The sequence below is a fragment of the Pseudomonas sp. KBW05 genome (genome assembly GCF_003852405.1).
GTDB lineage: Bacteria > Pseudomonadota > Gammaproteobacteria > Pseudomonadales > Pseudomonadaceae > Aquipseudomonas.
In genome coordinates this window covers 1-14772 of sequence record NZ_QAJM01000066.1, presented here as the reverse complement: position 1 = coordinate 14772, position 14772 = coordinate 1, and the positions used below count along the sequence as shown (strand labels likewise).

10 protein-coding genes are annotated in these 14772 nt (G+C 62.0%); 6 read left to right on the top strand and 4 right to left on the bottom strand.

Features of this window, described 5'->3' with window-relative positions; genetic code table 11:
- Positions 1 to 116: 116 nt before the first annotated feature.
- Positions 117 to 554, bottom strand: a complete 438-nt coding sequence (locus DBR46_RS30160) for a carboxymuconolactone decarboxylase family protein (protein ID WP_124530085.1) — start codon at positions 552 to 554, stop codon at positions 117 to 119.
- A 98-nt stretch (positions 555 to 652) separates the two neighbouring features.
- Complete coding sequence (locus DBR46_RS30155) at positions 653 to 2098, bottom strand: mechanosensitive ion channel domain-containing protein (protein WP_124530083.1); 1446 nt, start codon at positions 2096 to 2098, stop codon at positions 653 to 655.
- Positions 2099 to 2401: 303 nt separating this feature from the next.
- On the opposite strand from DBR46_RS30155, the gene DBR46_RS30150 reads away from it, so the two are divergent.
- Complete coding sequence (locus DBR46_RS30150; RefSeq protein WP_158619167.1) at positions 2402 to 3193, top strand: EamA family transporter; 792 nt, start codon at positions 2402 to 2404, stop codon at positions 3191 to 3193.
- Here the strand turns inward: DBR46_RS30150 and DBR46_RS30145 are convergent.
- Positions 3179 to 4054 (bottom strand): pirin family protein, encoded by an 876-nt coding sequence (locus tag DBR46_RS30145; protein ID WP_124530079.1) that lies wholly within the window; start codon positions 4052 to 4054, stop codon positions 3179 to 3181. The two genes, DBR46_RS30150 and DBR46_RS30145, sit on opposite strands and share 15 nt — an antisense overlap.
- A 181-nt stretch (positions 4055 to 4235) precedes the next feature.
- Here DBR46_RS30145 and DBR46_RS30140 point away from each other — a divergent pair, with 181 nt between their 5' ends.
- Together DBR46_RS30140 and DBR46_RS30135 are read left to right on the top strand one after the other, a co-directional pair.
- A complete protein-coding gene (locus DBR46_RS30140; protein WP_124530077.1) occupies positions 4236 to 4979 on the top strand; it encodes a response regulator in 744 nt (247 codons plus the stop codon).
- 20 nt (positions 4980 to 4999) lie between these two features.
- A complete protein-coding gene (locus DBR46_RS30135) occupies positions 5000 to 6319 on the top strand; it encodes an ATP-binding protein (protein ID WP_124530087.1) in 1320 nt (439 codons plus the stop codon).
- On the opposite strand, the gene DBR46_RS30130 is transcribed toward DBR46_RS30135, so the two are convergent.
- Positions 6316 to 8256: a TonB-dependent receptor gene (locus DBR46_RS30130; RefSeq protein WP_124530075.1), complete on the bottom strand. Its 1941-nt coding sequence runs from the start codon at positions 8254 to 8256 to the stop codon at positions 6316 to 6318. The genes DBR46_RS30135 and DBR46_RS30130 overlap by 4 nt on opposite strands.
- A gap of 341 nt (positions 8257 to 8597) precedes the next feature.
- Between DBR46_RS30130 and DBR46_RS30125 the strand changes: the two genes are divergently transcribed.
- From DBR46_RS30125 to DBR46_RS30115, 3 genes are all read left to right on the top strand, one after another.
- Entirely contained in the window at positions 8598 to 9704 is a 1107-nt protein-coding gene (locus DBR46_RS30125; protein WP_124530073.1) for an efflux RND transporter periplasmic adaptor subunit, read from the top strand.
- Positions 9705 to 9706: 2 nt separating this feature from the next.
- On the top strand, positions 9707 to 12790 hold the full coding sequence (locus tag DBR46_RS30120; protein ID WP_124530071.1) for an efflux RND transporter permease subunit: 3084 nt from the start codon (positions 9707 to 9709) through the stop codon (positions 12788 to 12790).
- Between the two features lie 134 nt (positions 12791 to 12924).
- The coding region (locus DBR46_RS30115; protein ID WP_256659431.1) for a DUF6531 domain-containing protein at positions 12925 to 14772 on the top strand (1848 nt) is incomplete at its 3' end.

The following is a 14772-nucleotide window of genomic DNA, read 5'->3' as shown; positions in this document are numbered from 1 at the left end:
GGGAGCTTGCTCCCGCTGGGCTGCGTAGCGGCCCCAAAATCTTGGGAGCGCTGCGCACTCCAGCGGGAGCAAGCTCCCTCGCCACATTCAAATCCTCAGCGACAGCTACAGCGGTGTTATTTAGGCATCTTGCGGAAACCCACCGCCAGGCGGTTCCAGCTGTTGATGGTGGCGATGGCCACGCTCAGGTCAATCTGCTCCTTGGCGCTGAAGTGCTCGGCCAGGGCGTTGAAATCTTCGTCCGGGGCGTGGGTGTGACTGATCAGGGTCAGGCTTTCGGCCCAGGCCAGTGCCGCACGTTCACGCGGGGTGAAGAACGGCGTTTCGCGCCAGGCCGACACGGTGTACAGGCGGCGCTCGGTTTCACCGCCCTTGCGGGCATCGGCGGTGTGCATGTCGAGGCAGAATGCGCAGCCGTTGATCTGCGACACACGCAGGCGCACCAACTCCAGCAGCGGCAGCTCGATGGACAGTTTGCCGACGGCGGTTTCCAGGGCCATCATGGCTTTCATGGCGTCTGGGGAAGCGGTGTAGAAATCGGTACGGGTTTGCATGGTGGAACTCCAGAACGGTGGGGATTGGTGGCTAGATTAGTCACCGTACCGTTCGGGAGGAATATCCAATTCTGGCTAAGAACAGGTGACCAATCGCGCTACAGGCCGCGCTTGCGCAACCACTGCAAAAAGCCCTTCTTCACCGGCACCACCGGCGCTTCCTGAGTCAACACCTGCGCGGCATGCAGGCGGAAATCCAGCAACGCCTTCATCGCCTCGCCAATGTCATGCCGCGCGTCCAGGCACGGCTTGAGGTATTCCTTTTCAATGCGGTACAGGGTGCAAAAGGTCTTCGCCGAAAAGTCCGCCAGCGCCGCCTTGTCGGAGAGGATGCCCGCCTCGCCAATCACCTCGCCCGGCCCCATGCGCCCGGCTTCGAACGTGTGTCCATCCTTGATCAGCATCACCGAGACCACACCGGTCTCGACGATAAACAAATGATCGCTGACCTCCCCCGCCGGCAAGATCATCTCGCCGCTGCGGTAGGTGTGCAGCGTCATGTTCTGGCTGAAGGTGTCTTTTTCTTCCTGGCGCAGGGTGGAGAAAATCGGCGAGCGTTCCAGCAAGGCACGGGCCGCAGACATCGCCGACGGCGTGCTGCCTTCGGTCGCCGACAACAGGCTTACACCCGCCGCTTGCAGATGGCGGAAGGCCAAATCGTAAAGCTGGTTGCGTACTTCGCGCTTGAGGGCCATGGCCGGGACAAAGCCGCTGATCTCGTATTCCACGCCACCACTGGCACTGGTCTTGAACGCGACGCTGGGCGCCGGTGTGACCAGCAGCGGTCGGCAACCCTGCATCGCCCGCTCCAGCGCCTCGATGACGATCTGCGGGCGCGCATGGGGGCTGACTTGCAGGCTGACCGCCAGGCCGAACATATCCGCCGGGCGCGAAAAGTTGATGATCTTGGCCTTGGCCGCCAGCGAGTTGGGGATCACCGCCATGCTGCCCTGGGAGGTTTGCAGGCGCGTGGCGCGCCAGTCGATGTCGGTGACCCGGCCTTCGGTGCCGTCGATGGAAATCCAGTCATCCAGTTGGTAGGGCTTGGTAGTGTTGAGCACGATTCCCGAGAACACATCGCTCAAGGTGCTCTGCAACGCCAGGCCGACGATGATCGCCACCGCGCCCGAGGTCGCCAGCACGCCCTTGACCGGCAGATCGAGCACGTAGGCCAGGGCGGCGATGATCGCAATCAGGAAAATCACCGCACCGAGCAAATCCTGCAACAACCGCCCGGTGTGCCCGACGCGCTGCATCATCACCGCGCCAAGCAACACCGTCAGCGTCCGCGCCGCGAACAGCCACCAGCCAATCTGCAAGGCCGTGGCGGCCAGGTGCAAGGCAGTGTTGTCGGCATACGGCGCGACTTGCATGGGGTTCATGCCATCGTTGAACAGCACGGCGCTGAACACCGCGAAGATCAACAGGCGTGCGGCGAGCTTCCAATTGGCGAGGTTGACGGAGATCAGGCGCCAGACGGCGATGTCGATGAAGATCAGCGCCAGGGCGCAGAACATCGGGTGATCGGAGATAAATGACGGCATCCAGGCGACTCCAGGGCGAATGCGCTGAAGATCGCATGAAATGGGGGTGGCGGGTATAGCACAGAACAAAATGTGGGAGCGGGCTTGCCCGCGAAGGCGGTGCGTCAGGCGATACAAATGCTGGCCGAACCGCCGCTTTCGCAGGCAAGCCAGCTCCCACATTTGGACTTGTGCCAGGCCCAGGAAACATACACACAACCAAGTGCCAGAAATGGACTACGCACTTTTAGGAAGCCAAATATTTGATACCGGTCCGCTTCAACGCAAAGCTGCATGCAGACAACCAAAAGGCAATAGCCAATCGTGCCAACACCACACAATACCAGCCTCGCTTTGCTACTGCCGATCCTGTGTTCGGGGTTGGCCAACATACTGCTGGGGACGTCATCTCTTTACTGGAAGGCGCTTGGTAATATACCTCCAATCACCCTGCTGAGTTACAGAGTAGTGTTGTCCGCAATCACCCTCAGCGCATTCATTCTTTTGTGCCGCAATACCCACGCCATCAAACACCTCCCGCCTAAATTGATCCGCCTGCATTGCATGGCTTCGTTATTTATCGCCATCAATTGGGGAGCTTTTATTTGGTCATCGATTAACGGCCACATTCTTGAAAGCGGCCTTGGTTACTTATTGGCACCGTTCATATCCATCGCACTGGGCGCAATCATCTACAACGAGTCGATTAGCCGGACGCGAGCCTTATCAACACTTGCCGCATTCACGGGTGTCGCGCTACTGATTGCATTCACACCCCACTTGAACCACTGGGTCTATCTTACGATTGCCCTCTCTTGGGGCGCTTACACCTACCTCAAAAAGTCAACCGTACTGGATGCGGTAAATGGGCTGTGCGTGGAGACACTGTTTCTGACGGTGTGCATGGCGTTGGCCATTTCATTATTAAAGCTGCCCATCATGGCCCCCAACGAATTCTCCGCCGGGCCAAACCAACTTATTTGGCTGGCAGGCGGAGTATCGGCAATACCTCTACTAATGTTTTCTTACGCCACAGGAAAAATACCGTTGTCGATCACTGGCTTTTTACAGTTCACGCTACCTCTGACTCTGATAGCCATTTCAGTGGTCACCTGACGCCATCTGGCCAAACCGGCCTGAGTGAAAGTCTTCAAACGCCTGATGAATCTCCTGCTCGGTATTCATCACAAACGGCCCGTGCCCCACGATCGGCTCATCGATCGGCTCACCGCTTAGCAACAATACCTTGGCGTCGTCATTGGCCTCCAGGCTGATCTGGCTGCCATCGCGCTCAAACAGCACCAACTGCCCTTGGCGCGCGACTTCCTCGCCGTTGACCAGCACCGTGCCACGCAGGATCACCAGGGCGGTGTTGCGCCCGGCGTGCAGGTCCAGGGTCACGGGTTTGCCGGCGTTGAGGCGCAGGTCCCACACGTCGATTGGCGTAAAGGTCCGCGCCGGGCCTTGGGTGCCGGCGAATTCGCCGGCGATCAGGCGCAGTTGTCCGGCAGCGTTGGCCAGCGGCAGCACGGGAATGTCGCCGTCAACGATGGTCTGGTAACCGGCGTCGGCCATTTTGTCCTTGGCCGGCAGGTTCACCCACAGTTGCACCATCTCCAGCGCACCGCCTTGACGGGCGAAGGCTTCGGAGTGGAATTCTTCGTGGATGATGCCCCGGGCTGCAGTCATCCATTGCACGTCACCAGGGCCGATGATGCCGCCGGCGCCGGTGGAGTCGCGGTGTTCGACTTCGCCGTCGTAGACGATGGTCACGGTTTCAAACCCGCGATGAGGGTGCTGGCCTACGCCGCGACGCTCCTCGGTGGGTGTGAAATCCGCCGGGCCAGCGTGGTCCAGCAGCAAAAATGGGCTGATGTGTTTGCCCAGATTGTCGTAGGAAAACAGTGTGCGCACCGGAAAACCGTCGCCGACCCAATGGCCGCGTGGACTGGTGTAGATGCCGATGAGTTTTTTCATGGTGTTCCTCCAAAGTGGATACACCTTAAATCCGATACCAATAATGCGCTAGTCGGCAAAAACGGCCTTGATCGTTCTACTGATGGAACGACATCTCGCTAACTCATCACAAAAACCGCGTTAATGATAATGACTCGTAGTAATATCCGCCCTCTCCCGCTCAACCCCACCGAGGGCTGCAATGCCGTTTGCCGCAGCAACTGTCGCACCGCGCGTGCTGGTGGTGGATGACCACCGCAAAATCCGCGAACCGCTGGCCACCTATCTACGCCGCCACACCTTTGAGGTGCGCACCGCCGAAGACGCAGCCGGCATGTGGCAATTGCTCAAGAGCCAGGCATTCGATGTGGTGGTGCTTGACGTGTTGCTGCCCGATGGCGATGGCTTTGAGTTGTGCAACCAGTTGCACCGGCGCAGCAACACCCCGGTGATCCTGCTGACCGCCCGCGATACTCCCGCCGACCGCATTCGCGGCCTCGACCTGGGGGCCGACGATTACGTCACCAAGCCGTTCGAGCCGCGTGAGCTGGTGGCGCGGATCAACAGCGTATTACGCCGCCAGGGCCGCAACACCGGGCCAGTCGCCCCTAGCCTTGGCGCACGCGCGTACCAGTTCGCCGACTGGCATTTCAGCGCGGCCAGTGCGACGCTGACACGCGCAGACACCCCGCCGATTCAACTGAGCACCGCTGAAAGCCGCCTGCTGCAAGTGTTCCTCGACCACCCCAACCGCCTGCTGCCCCGCGAGCGCCTGATCGACCTGACCGCCGCCGCCGACAGCGACGTCAGCGACCGCGCCATCGACCGCCAGGTCAGCCGCCTGCGGCGCAAGCTGGCCCAGGGCGACGCCACGCCGGACCTGCTGCGCACCATCTGGGGCGGTGGTTACCTGCTGGCGGCCGAGGTCATCGAGTGCACGCCCTGAGCCGGCTGTGGCCGCGCACCCTGGCGCGGCAGCTGAGCCTGTTGTTGCTGCTGGCGTTGCTCGCGTCCAACGCCATTGCCATGCTGTTTCTGCAACGCACCGGCAGCCTGATCCACCCGCTGTCCCGCAGTTTCAGCCTGGAACGCCTGGGGATTGCGCACCACACGGCTATCGACTTGCCAGCGGATGAAACCGCGCACTTGTTGGAAGCCATGAGCACGGGCAACACACATTTCTGGATCGCCGCCACGCCGGAAGTCCCACCGTTTGAACTGCGCCCGGAAGAACAACGCCTGGCCAACGAACTGCGTCGCCAACTGCAATTGGATGACGCCGCCAGCATCGGCATGCAGCTGGAACGCATCAGCGGCGCCAACGCCCGCACCCACGTGTTCAGCCCTGCTGGCTGGGCCCCGTTGCGCCTGCGCAGCAGCATCCCATTGCCCAACGGGGGCTACTTGAACGCTGTGCAATATCCCGCCGGCGCCTATGAATGGGGCCGCGTATTGGCCTACAGCCTGCCCGTCACCACGCTGCCGGTGCTGTTGATCGTGATGTTTTTTATCGCCCGCGTGGTGCGCCCGGTGAAAACCCTGGCCCAGGCCACCGAACGCGTGAGTCGCGGTGAATGGATCGCCCCGCTGGCGGAAACCGGTGCACAGGAAGCCCGCGACCTCACCGCCGCCTTCAACACCATGCAAGCCAACCTTGCGCGGCATGTCGAAGGCCGCACGCGGATGCTCGCAGCCGTCAGCCATGACCTGAACACGCCGATCACTGAGCTGCGCCTGCAAGTGGAACTGCTGGAACCCGGCGAGTCCCGCGACGACATGCTGGAAAGCCTCGCCGAACTGAGCGCGATGGTGCGCGAAACCCTGAATTTCGTGCGCGATGATGTGGTGCAGGAACCCACAGCCACCCTGTCCCTGAGCGGCCTGCTGGACGACCTGGCCAAGCGTTATCAGCGCCTGCAACAACCCGTCACCTGGCACGGCGCGCCGCCGCTGCTGCTGACGTGTCGCCCCTTGGCGCTGAAACGCGCGTTGACCAACCTGATCGACAACGCCCTGCACCATGCCGGCGACGCCAGCCTGGCCCTGCGCCGCGAAGGCGATGGCTGGCTGCGGATCGAGATCCTCGACCACGGCCACGGCTTGCCCGAGGACTGGTTGAGCAAAGTCTTCGAGCCCTTTGTGCAATGCGGCGTCAGCGACGGCGGCGTGGGGCTGGGCCTGGCGATTGCACGTTCGTGCATCCAGGCCCATGGCGGCGAATTGGTGCTGGAGAATCGCCCACCCGCCGGCCTGTGTGCAGTGGTGCGATTGCCCGCCGCGCTTTAGAAGTTCAGCGTGGCGCCCATCCACAGCGTGCGGCCGTAGTTCACCGTGCCGTAGGTTTCATCGTCGAGGCGCTTGTCGGTGAGGTTGTTGAGGGAGGCGTTGAGGGTCAGCGAGTCGGTCACGTCAAACGAACCGCCGAGGTCCGCCGTGGTGTAGCCCGGCGCCGGCTTGTCGGTGGTAATGGTGTTGCCGGTTTCTTCGCCGTAGTAGCTTAGCGAGGCCCAGGCCTGGGTGCGGTCGTTGATGCTCCACTCCGTGCGCACATTGGCTTTTTGCTCGGGGGTGAGGGCCAGCGGTGCGCCTTTGTTGGCGCCGCTTTTCTGCTCGGAATCGGTGTAGGTGTAATTGGCCTTGAGCAACACGCGGTCGTTGATGTCCCATTGGCCGTTGAGTTCGACGCCCTGGATGATCGCCTTGTCGACGTTGACCCGCTCCATCACGGTGTAGCCATTCCACATGCGGTCGGTGGTGACGGTGGAGAGCTTGTCCTGGAAATCGTTGTAGAACAGCGTCACGCCGCCCGAAAGGTTGTCGCGGTTGCTCCACAGCGCCGAGATTTCGTAGTTGGTGCTGGTCTCGGGCTTGAGGTCGGGGTTGCCGAACATCACGAAGCGGTTGCGGCGCAGGTAGGCGTAATCGGCAACCACCGCGCGCAGCTCCGGCGCCTTGAAGCCACGGGCGATGCCGCCTTTGAACGTCCACTGCTCGCTGGCGCGCCATACCCCGTAGACGCGCGGGCTGATGTGGGCGCCGTACTCTTCGTGCTCGTCCAGGCGCAGGCCGGTGGTGAGGGCGAAGGTGTCGGTTACCGACCATTCGTTCTCGGCAAACAGGGCTTTTTGCGCGACGGAGAAGGTGTAGTCGACACGGTCGCCCAGGCCCTGGTTCCAGTCGGTCAGCTCGCTTTTGTTCCATTGCAGGCCGACAGTGCTGACGTTATGCGCAGTGGGCACCACCAGCTTGGCGTCGAACACGGTGTTCTTGATCTCAGGCTTGCGTCCGTAGATATCGGTTTGTGCCGGGGTGGCCTTGCCTTCGCGGCTGGAGGTTTCCTGGGACAGCGCGACGTCCGACGTGGCCCAGCCCCAACGCCCCTGGTGGGACAGCGACCAGTGATCGCGGTTGTTCTCCTGCTCGCGGGTGGCCCAGTTGGCGCTGGTGCCGTCACCGTTTTTCAGACGGGTAGCGCCGGCTTCCAGAAGAATGTCGTGGTCGATGGTCGGGGTGAAGGCCAGGCGCGCGGTGAGGTCACGGTGGTCGGCGCTGCTGAAGCCATTGGTCTGCTCGATGTCGTCGTCGGCCTGGCGGTCGAGGTAACGGCCCCACACCTGCAGGCCGAGGAAATCCTCTTTTAGCGGGCCGCTGAGGTAGAACTGGGTCTGGCGCGCGTTGCCCTGGTCGCTGTGCTGGCGCGCGGAATAGTCATAACCAATGGAGCCGCCCCAGGTCGGCGAAACCTTGCGCGTGATCACGTTGATCACCCCGCCGATGGCATCCGAGCCATACAGCGACGACATCGGCCCGCGCACCACTTCAATCCGCTCGATGGCAGCGGCCGGCGGCACGAAACTCTGCTCGTAGCCGCTGTTGCCGTTGACCCGCGACTCACGCGCGCTCTGCCGTTTGCCATCGACCATGATCAAGGTGTAATCGGCCGGCATGCCACGGATGGAGATGTCTGTTTCATTGGCGCCGCCGTTGACCGTCACCCCTTCCACATCACGCACCGCATCGCCCAAGTCGCGGTAAGACTTGCGGCGCAGCGCTTCACCATCAATCACCGTGACCGAAGCCGGCGCGTCTTCCACGCTTTGCGCAAAGCCGGATGCGGTGACCACCACATCGTTGAGTTCCAGGGCAACGGGCTCGTCGGCATAGGCGTTAAAGCTACCGGCGACCAGCAGCGCCAGGGGTGTGAAGCGAAAAGCAGGAAGCATGGGCGGGGACCTTAGGAGTGGACTCAAAAGAGAATCGTAATCATCCACGCCCGGATAACTTGGACAAAGTGTGACATCGCCCCATGAGCCCCCCGCCCCCAAAGTCATGTGGAGATCAAAATGTGGGAGCGGGCTTGCTCGCGAATGCAGTGTGTCAGTCGCTGATTTTCTGACTGATACACCGCATTCGCGAGCAAGCCCGCTCCCACATTTGATCCCAATCGTCTCCGATGACTGGGCGGCATCCAGATAAAAGAGGCTGGCTTATTTTTTATTTCGATCATAATATTCAACAAAATATTACCTGCGTAATTTTATGCAATACCCCCCCGGAGCCCGCCATGCACCCTTCTCCCCTGCGCCTTCTCACGCCCCTGGCCCTGTTGATCCTCCTCAGCGGCTGCAACAGCCAGGCCGACACCGCCGCCCAAGCCCCCCAACCACGCCCGGTGCTCGCCGCCAAAGTCGAAGCCGCCCGCACCCAGCAAAACGCCTACACCGGCGTGGTCGCGGCGCGCACGGAAAGTGACCTGGGCTTCCGCGTCAGCGGCAAAGTCATCGAGCGCAAGGTCGACCCCGGCCAGCACGTCTCCCGTGGCGACACCTTGCTGGTGCTGGACATCGGCGACTTCGAACTGGCCCTGCGCTCGGCGAAAAACCGTGTCAACGCCGCCCAGGCGCAACTGCGCCAACGCCGTGACGACGAAAACCGCTACCAGCGCCTGGCCAGCACCGGCGCCGTGTCGCGGCAGATCTTCGACCAGTCGGCCACCAACCTGCGCGTCGCCGAAGCCGAACTGGCCGCCGCGCAATCCGATGCCAGCCAGATCGAAAACCGCCGCACCTATTCGGTCCTCAAGGCCGACGGCGACGGCATCATCACCGACGTGCGGGTGGAGCGCGGCCAAGTGGTCGCCGAAGGCCAGGTCGTCGCCCGCCTGGCCCACGACGGCGCCCGCGAAGCCATCGTCAACCTCCCGGAAAACCAGCGCGACCAAGCCTCGCAACGGGCCCTGGCCTTCCCCTTTGGCTCACCGGATCAAGCGGTGACTGCCACCCTGCGCGAACTGTCCGCCAGCGCCGACCCCACCACCCGCACCTACCGGGCCCGCTACGTGTTGCACGGCGCCGTCGAGCGCTTCGCCCTCGGCTCGACCATCACCGTGCGCCTGCAAGGCAACGCCCAGGCCCAGCACACGCGGGTGCCCATCGGCGCCTTGCAGGATGCGGGGCAAGGCCCCGGCGTGTGGTTGATCGGCGCGGACGACCGCGTCAGCTTCGCCCCGGTAAATGTCGTCAGCCTCGGCCAGGAAGACGCCCTGCTCAACAGCGGCGTGGCCCCCGGTCAGCTCATCGTCGCCCTCGGCGCCCACCTGCTGCACAGCGGTGACGCGGTACGCCTGCTACCCGCCCAGGCGCTGGCCTTCAACCGCGGGCAGGACCACTGAACATGCGCGGTATCAACCTCTCTGAACTGGCAGTCAAACACCGTGCGGTCACGCTGTTCCTGATCCTGGCGATCCTCGCCGCCGGGGTCTTCTCGTTCGGCAAACTGGGCCGCGCCGAAGACCCCTCGTTTACCGTCAAGGTCATGACCATCACCGCCGCCTGGCCCGGCGCCACCGCCCAGGAAATGCAGGAACAGGTGGCCGACCGCCTGGAAAAACGCCTGCAGGAACTGGACTACTACGACCGCGTCGAGACCATCGCCCAGCCGGGCTTCGTGTCGATGCGCATGACCTTCAAGGAGTCCACACGCCCCGGCGAGATCCAGGACCTGTTCTACCAGACCCGCAAAAAGCTCAGCGATGAAGCGGCGAAGCTGCCCAAAGGCGTGATCGGTCCCTTCTTCAACGATGAATATTCCGACGTGTACTTCGCCTTGTACGCACTGGAAGCCGAGCACTTACCCCACCGGCAACAGGTGCAGATGGCCGAAGAACTGCGCCAGGGCTTGCTCAATCTGCCAGGCGTCAAGAAGGTGAATATCCTCGGCGAGCAAGCGCAGCGGGTTTTTGTCGAGTTTTCCTACGAGCGCCTGGCGACGCTGGGTATCAAACCCGATCAGATTTTTGCCGCACTGGCCGCGCAAAACGCCGTGGCGCCGTCGGGCTTTGTCGAGACGGCCGGCGCCCGCGCCTATATCCGCATCGACGGTGCTTTCGACAGCCTGGCGCTGATCGAAAACGTGCCGCTGGAAGTCAACGGCCGCGTCCTGCGCATCGCCGACGTGGCCACCGTCAGCCGTGGTTACGAAGACCCGCCCAGCTATCGCATCCGCCACCAGGGCGACCCGGCGCTGATGCTCGGCGTGATCATGGAAAAACACTGGAACGGCCTGGAACTGGACAAAAGCCTCAAGGCCGAGGAAGCCAGAATCCACGCCGACCTGCCCTTGGGCGTGAACTTCGCCAAGGTCGCCGACCAGGCGAAAAACATTCGCCTAGCCGTCAACGAGTTCATGCTCAAATTCTTCGCCGCCCTCGCGGTGGTCATGCTGATCAGCCTGCTGGCCCTGGGCTTTCGCGTAGGACTGGTGGTAGCGGCAGCCGTGCCGCTGACCCTGTCCATCGTGTTTGTGATCATGCTGCTCACCGGTCGCGAGTTCGACCGCATTACCTTGGGTGCGCTGATCATTTCCCTGGGCTTGCTGGTGGACGACGCGATCATCGCCATTGAGATGATGGTGGTGAAACTGGAAGAAGGCTTTGACCGGATTCACGCCGCCACCTTCGCCTGGAGCTCCACGGCGGCGCCGATGTTGACCGGTACGCTGGTGACCATCATCGGCTTTCTGCCGGTGGGTTTTGCGCGCTCGGGGGCTGGGGAATATGCCGGCAATATCTTCTGGATCGTCGGTTTTGCGCTGATTTCATCCTGGCTGGTGGCGGTGGTTTTCACGCCGTATCTGGGCGTGAAACTGCTGCCGCAGATCAAACCGGTGCCCGGCGGGCATGAAGCAATTTACGCCGGACGGTATTACCAGAGGTTGCGCGATTTGGTCGAAAGCTGTGTACGACATCGCTGGCTGGTGACCGGTTTGGTGGTGACGGCGTTTGTGCTGTGCGGGTTGGGCATGGGTCTGGTGAAGAAGCAGTTTTTCCCCAATTCCGACCGCTCCGAGCTGATTCTTGAGGTGTACATGCCCCCCGGCAGTGCGTTCAAAAGCACCGAAACGGTCGCCGCGCAGCTGGAAAAAGCTCTGCTTCAAGAACCGCAAACCACCCTGGTGGACACCTACGTGGGCGGCGGTGCGCCGCGGTTCTTTCTGTCGCTGAATCCGGAATTGCCTGACCCGGCATTCGCCAAGTTGATCGTGCAAACGCCGGATTCCCACGCCCGCGACGCATTAAAGCTACGCATGCGCGAACGCATTGCAGCAGGCGAATTCCCTGCCGCCCGTGTGCGGGTGACCCAATTGCTGTTCGGCCCGCCCGTGCCATTTCCGGTGGTGTTCCGCGTTTCCGGTCCCAACGTCGATGTACTGCGCGGCGTGGCCGAAGACGTGCGCAAGGTCGTCGCCGCAAACAAGCTCACCAAGGACGCCTTCCTCGATTGGGGTGAGCGCACCAGCGGCTACCGCCTGGTGCTCGATCAAGACCGCCTGCGCCTGCTGGGCTTCACGCCCAACGAGGTCAAATCCCAGCTCAACGCCCTACTCAGCGGCAACCCCATCACCGAAGTACGCGAAGGCAACCGCACCGTGTCGGTGGTCGCCCGCGCCCAGGGCAGCCAGCGCGAAAACCTCGGCAACCTCAACAACATGACCCTGACCAACAGCACCGGCACGGCGGTGCCACTGGCCCAGGTCGGCCACTTCCAGGCGGTCATGGAGGAGCCGATCCTCAAGCGCCGCAACCGCGCGGCCACCGTGGAAGTGCGCGCCGACATCATCGACGGCGTACAGCCACCCGACGTGGAAATGGCCGTGTACAAAGACCTGCAACCCCTACTCGCAACGCTGCCCGCCGGCTACCGCATCGACATCGGCGGCCCGGTTGAAGAAAGCGCCAAGGCCAACGTCGCACTGGCGGCGCTGTTCCCAATCATGATCCTGCTGACCCTCACGGTGATCATGTTCCAGGTGCGCTCGTTTGGCGTGATGTTCATGGTCTTCGCCACCGCGCCGCTGGGCCTGATTGGCGCGGTGCCGACCTTGCTGCTGTTCAACCAGCCGTTCGGATTCAACGCGATCCTGGGGCTGATCGGCATTGGTGGGATCCTGATGCGCAACACGCTGATCTTCACCGACCAGATCCGCCAGAACCAGGAACACGGCATGGCCATACGCGAGGCCATTGTGGAAGCCACCGTGCGGCGTGCGCGGCCAGTCATCCTCACCGCGCTGGCGGCGGCGCTGGCCTTTATCCCGCTGACGCTGTCGGTGTTCTGGTCGTCCCTGGCCTACGTGCTGATTGGCGGAGTGCTGGTGGGCACGTTGTTGACGCTGCTGTTTCTGCCGGCGCTGTGCAGCCTGGTGCTGGGGCGAGAGAAGACACGAGTTGTCGAAACGTCCCACGTAAGCGCCGGATAAGCTCTACTCCCCGCCCCTGAAAACCTCTGCAAAGTCCTTCGCCTGATTTCACAGTGCGAGGGATTGCAGATGGACTTTCATGTTGTAGGGACACTGTCGTGAACCCGGCCATTGGCAGGCTGGCCCTGACCCCAATGGACGCGGAGACGGTCGATGCCGAAGGCGTCTTCCGCGATTTTCGCGAATGCCTGAACACCTTTGACAGCTGGGCACAAAGCTTCTGGAGTTTTGCGGCGCTGGATGTCGAGCAGGTGTTCAAAGTCGGCGATGACGTGGCGCTGGTCGCGCCGATCAACCGCTCGATCATACCCAGCAGCACCGTCGCCACCTGCCAGGCCAATGGCACGTTGACGCTGGTGCACATGTTTCAGAGCACGCGCTTTGTACCCATCGGTAACACGCCGGTGGTGCTGCAACGCGTCGATCCCAAAGGCGGCCCGCTGGGCGAACCTATTCACAAGACCATCGGCCCGAGCGGCATCCTCGAAATCACCGAGTGTGAGCGCAACCAGCAGTATCGGATCAATTTCTACCCCAACGTTTCCCAGGATCACGTCAAGGCGCTGTATGCGTCCTACCAATCGGTGATCGCCGAGCTGGAAGTTCGCCTACGCGAAGCGTGGACGAATACCCTCCAGGACCAGTGGAAAACCTACGCCGACGCCAGCCCACTGGAGCGCCGCCGGATGGAGGAAACGGCGTTTCTGGTTGGCATGGGTAAGACGCTCTACAACCTGTGGGACAACATCCCACAGCTGTATGACTTGCTGGCGGATATCAAACCCAACAGCGAGAAACTGCTGCACTACCTCTCCCAAACCGAACTCGACGAACTGCTGGCATTGGGCAAAGACACCCTGGCCAACGGTTTGCTGGTGCTCAGCGATGAGCCGCTGTTGTTCATCTATGTGTCGGCGATGGTCAGCTGGATGCGCATGCTGCCACCGCAAGAAGTCAGCGAACTGATGGGGGAAATCACCAGCGAGGTGTTGATTGCCTTGCTGCTGATCAGGGTGGGCGCCGCGATGGGGGTTGTGGTGCAACTGGGCGCGCGGGTGTTGCGCGCAATGAAGTCCGAGCGCGCGCGGCAGTGGTTGGCGTTGTTGGCCAAGCAACTGGTGAGTCCGAAGTTGGACGCGCATGTCGAGGCGTCGAAGCCGTTGTTACTGGGCGGGCCGGCGACGGTGATCAAGACGGTGCCGGATGTGCCGTTGAAGGCTGGGGATCAGTTGATTGCGAACCCGGTGCCGATGGTGCGGGATAAGGCCACGCAGCGGACGGTGTTGGTTCGGCAGGAAGCTGTCGATGATGTACCTGCTTCCGGCAGGAATGCCAACGGTGATGCGGCGGCTTCTGCGGACAAAACCGCTACCAACGGTTGCCCGGTGTCGATGGTTACCGGCGAGGAATTGCTCACCCTGACTGACGGCGTGCTCGACGGGATTTTTCCGTTTGAGTGGACGCGGTTGTATCGCACCAGTGCGGTGGACGTGGAGTGTGGGTTGGGGTTTGGCTGGAGTCATGCGCTGGCCCACGGGCTTTGTGTATCGGGTGATTCGGTGGTGTGGACGGATCATGAGAATCGGTCTACCGCCCTGCCCTTGCCTACGGTTGCCCGGCCGACGATCACCAATAGCCTGGCTGAAGCGGCCATTTATCTCGGGACGTTGCCTGACGAGTTGGTGCTGGCGCAGGCGTCGCGTTTCTACCATTTCCGGGATGGTCTGCTGACAGCCATCAGCGATGCGTATGACAACCGACTGCGCATTTCCCGGGATCTGTTGGGGCGTATCGAGCGGCTGGATAACGGTGTCGGGCGTTCGCTGTTTTTGCGGTATTCGGCCGGCCGCATCGTGGCGGTGGATTACCAGATTCAGCGGGCCGAGGGTTCTGATCCCTACGTTTGGGTAACCGAGTACAGCGTTGTTTCCTACGCCTATGACGACCTTGGCCGGTTGGTGTCGGCGACCAATGCCGTAGGC

Excerpts from the sequence above, each read along its gene's own strand:
- DBR46_RS30120 (WP_124530071.1), top strand. The coding sequence starts at position 9,707 with ATGCGCGGTATCAACCTCTCTGAACTGGCAGTCAAACACCGTGCGGTC.
- DBR46_RS30130 (WP_124530075.1), bottom strand. The coding sequence starts at position 8,256 with ATGCTTCCTGCTTTTCGCTTCACACCCCTGGCGCTGCTGGTCGCCGGT.
- DBR46_RS30145 (WP_124530079.1), bottom strand. The coding sequence starts at position 4,054 with ATGAAAAAACTCATCGGCATCTACACCAGTCCACGCGGCCATTGGGTC.
- DBR46_RS30125 (WP_124530073.1), top strand. The coding sequence starts at position 8,598 with ATGCACCCTTCTCCCCTGCGCCTTCTCACGCCCCTGGCCCTGTTGATC.
- DBR46_RS30160 (WP_124530085.1), bottom strand. The coding sequence starts at position 554 with ATGCAAACCCGTACCGATTTCTACACCGCTTCCCCAGACGCCATGAAA.
- DBR46_RS30140 (WP_124530077.1), top strand. The coding sequence starts at position 4,236 with ATGCCGTTTGCCGCAGCAACTGTCGCACCGCGCGTGCTGGTGGTGGAT.
- DBR46_RS30155 (WP_124530083.1), bottom strand. The coding sequence starts at position 2,098 with ATGCCGTCATTTATCTCCGATCACCCGATGTTCTGCGCCCTGGCGCTG.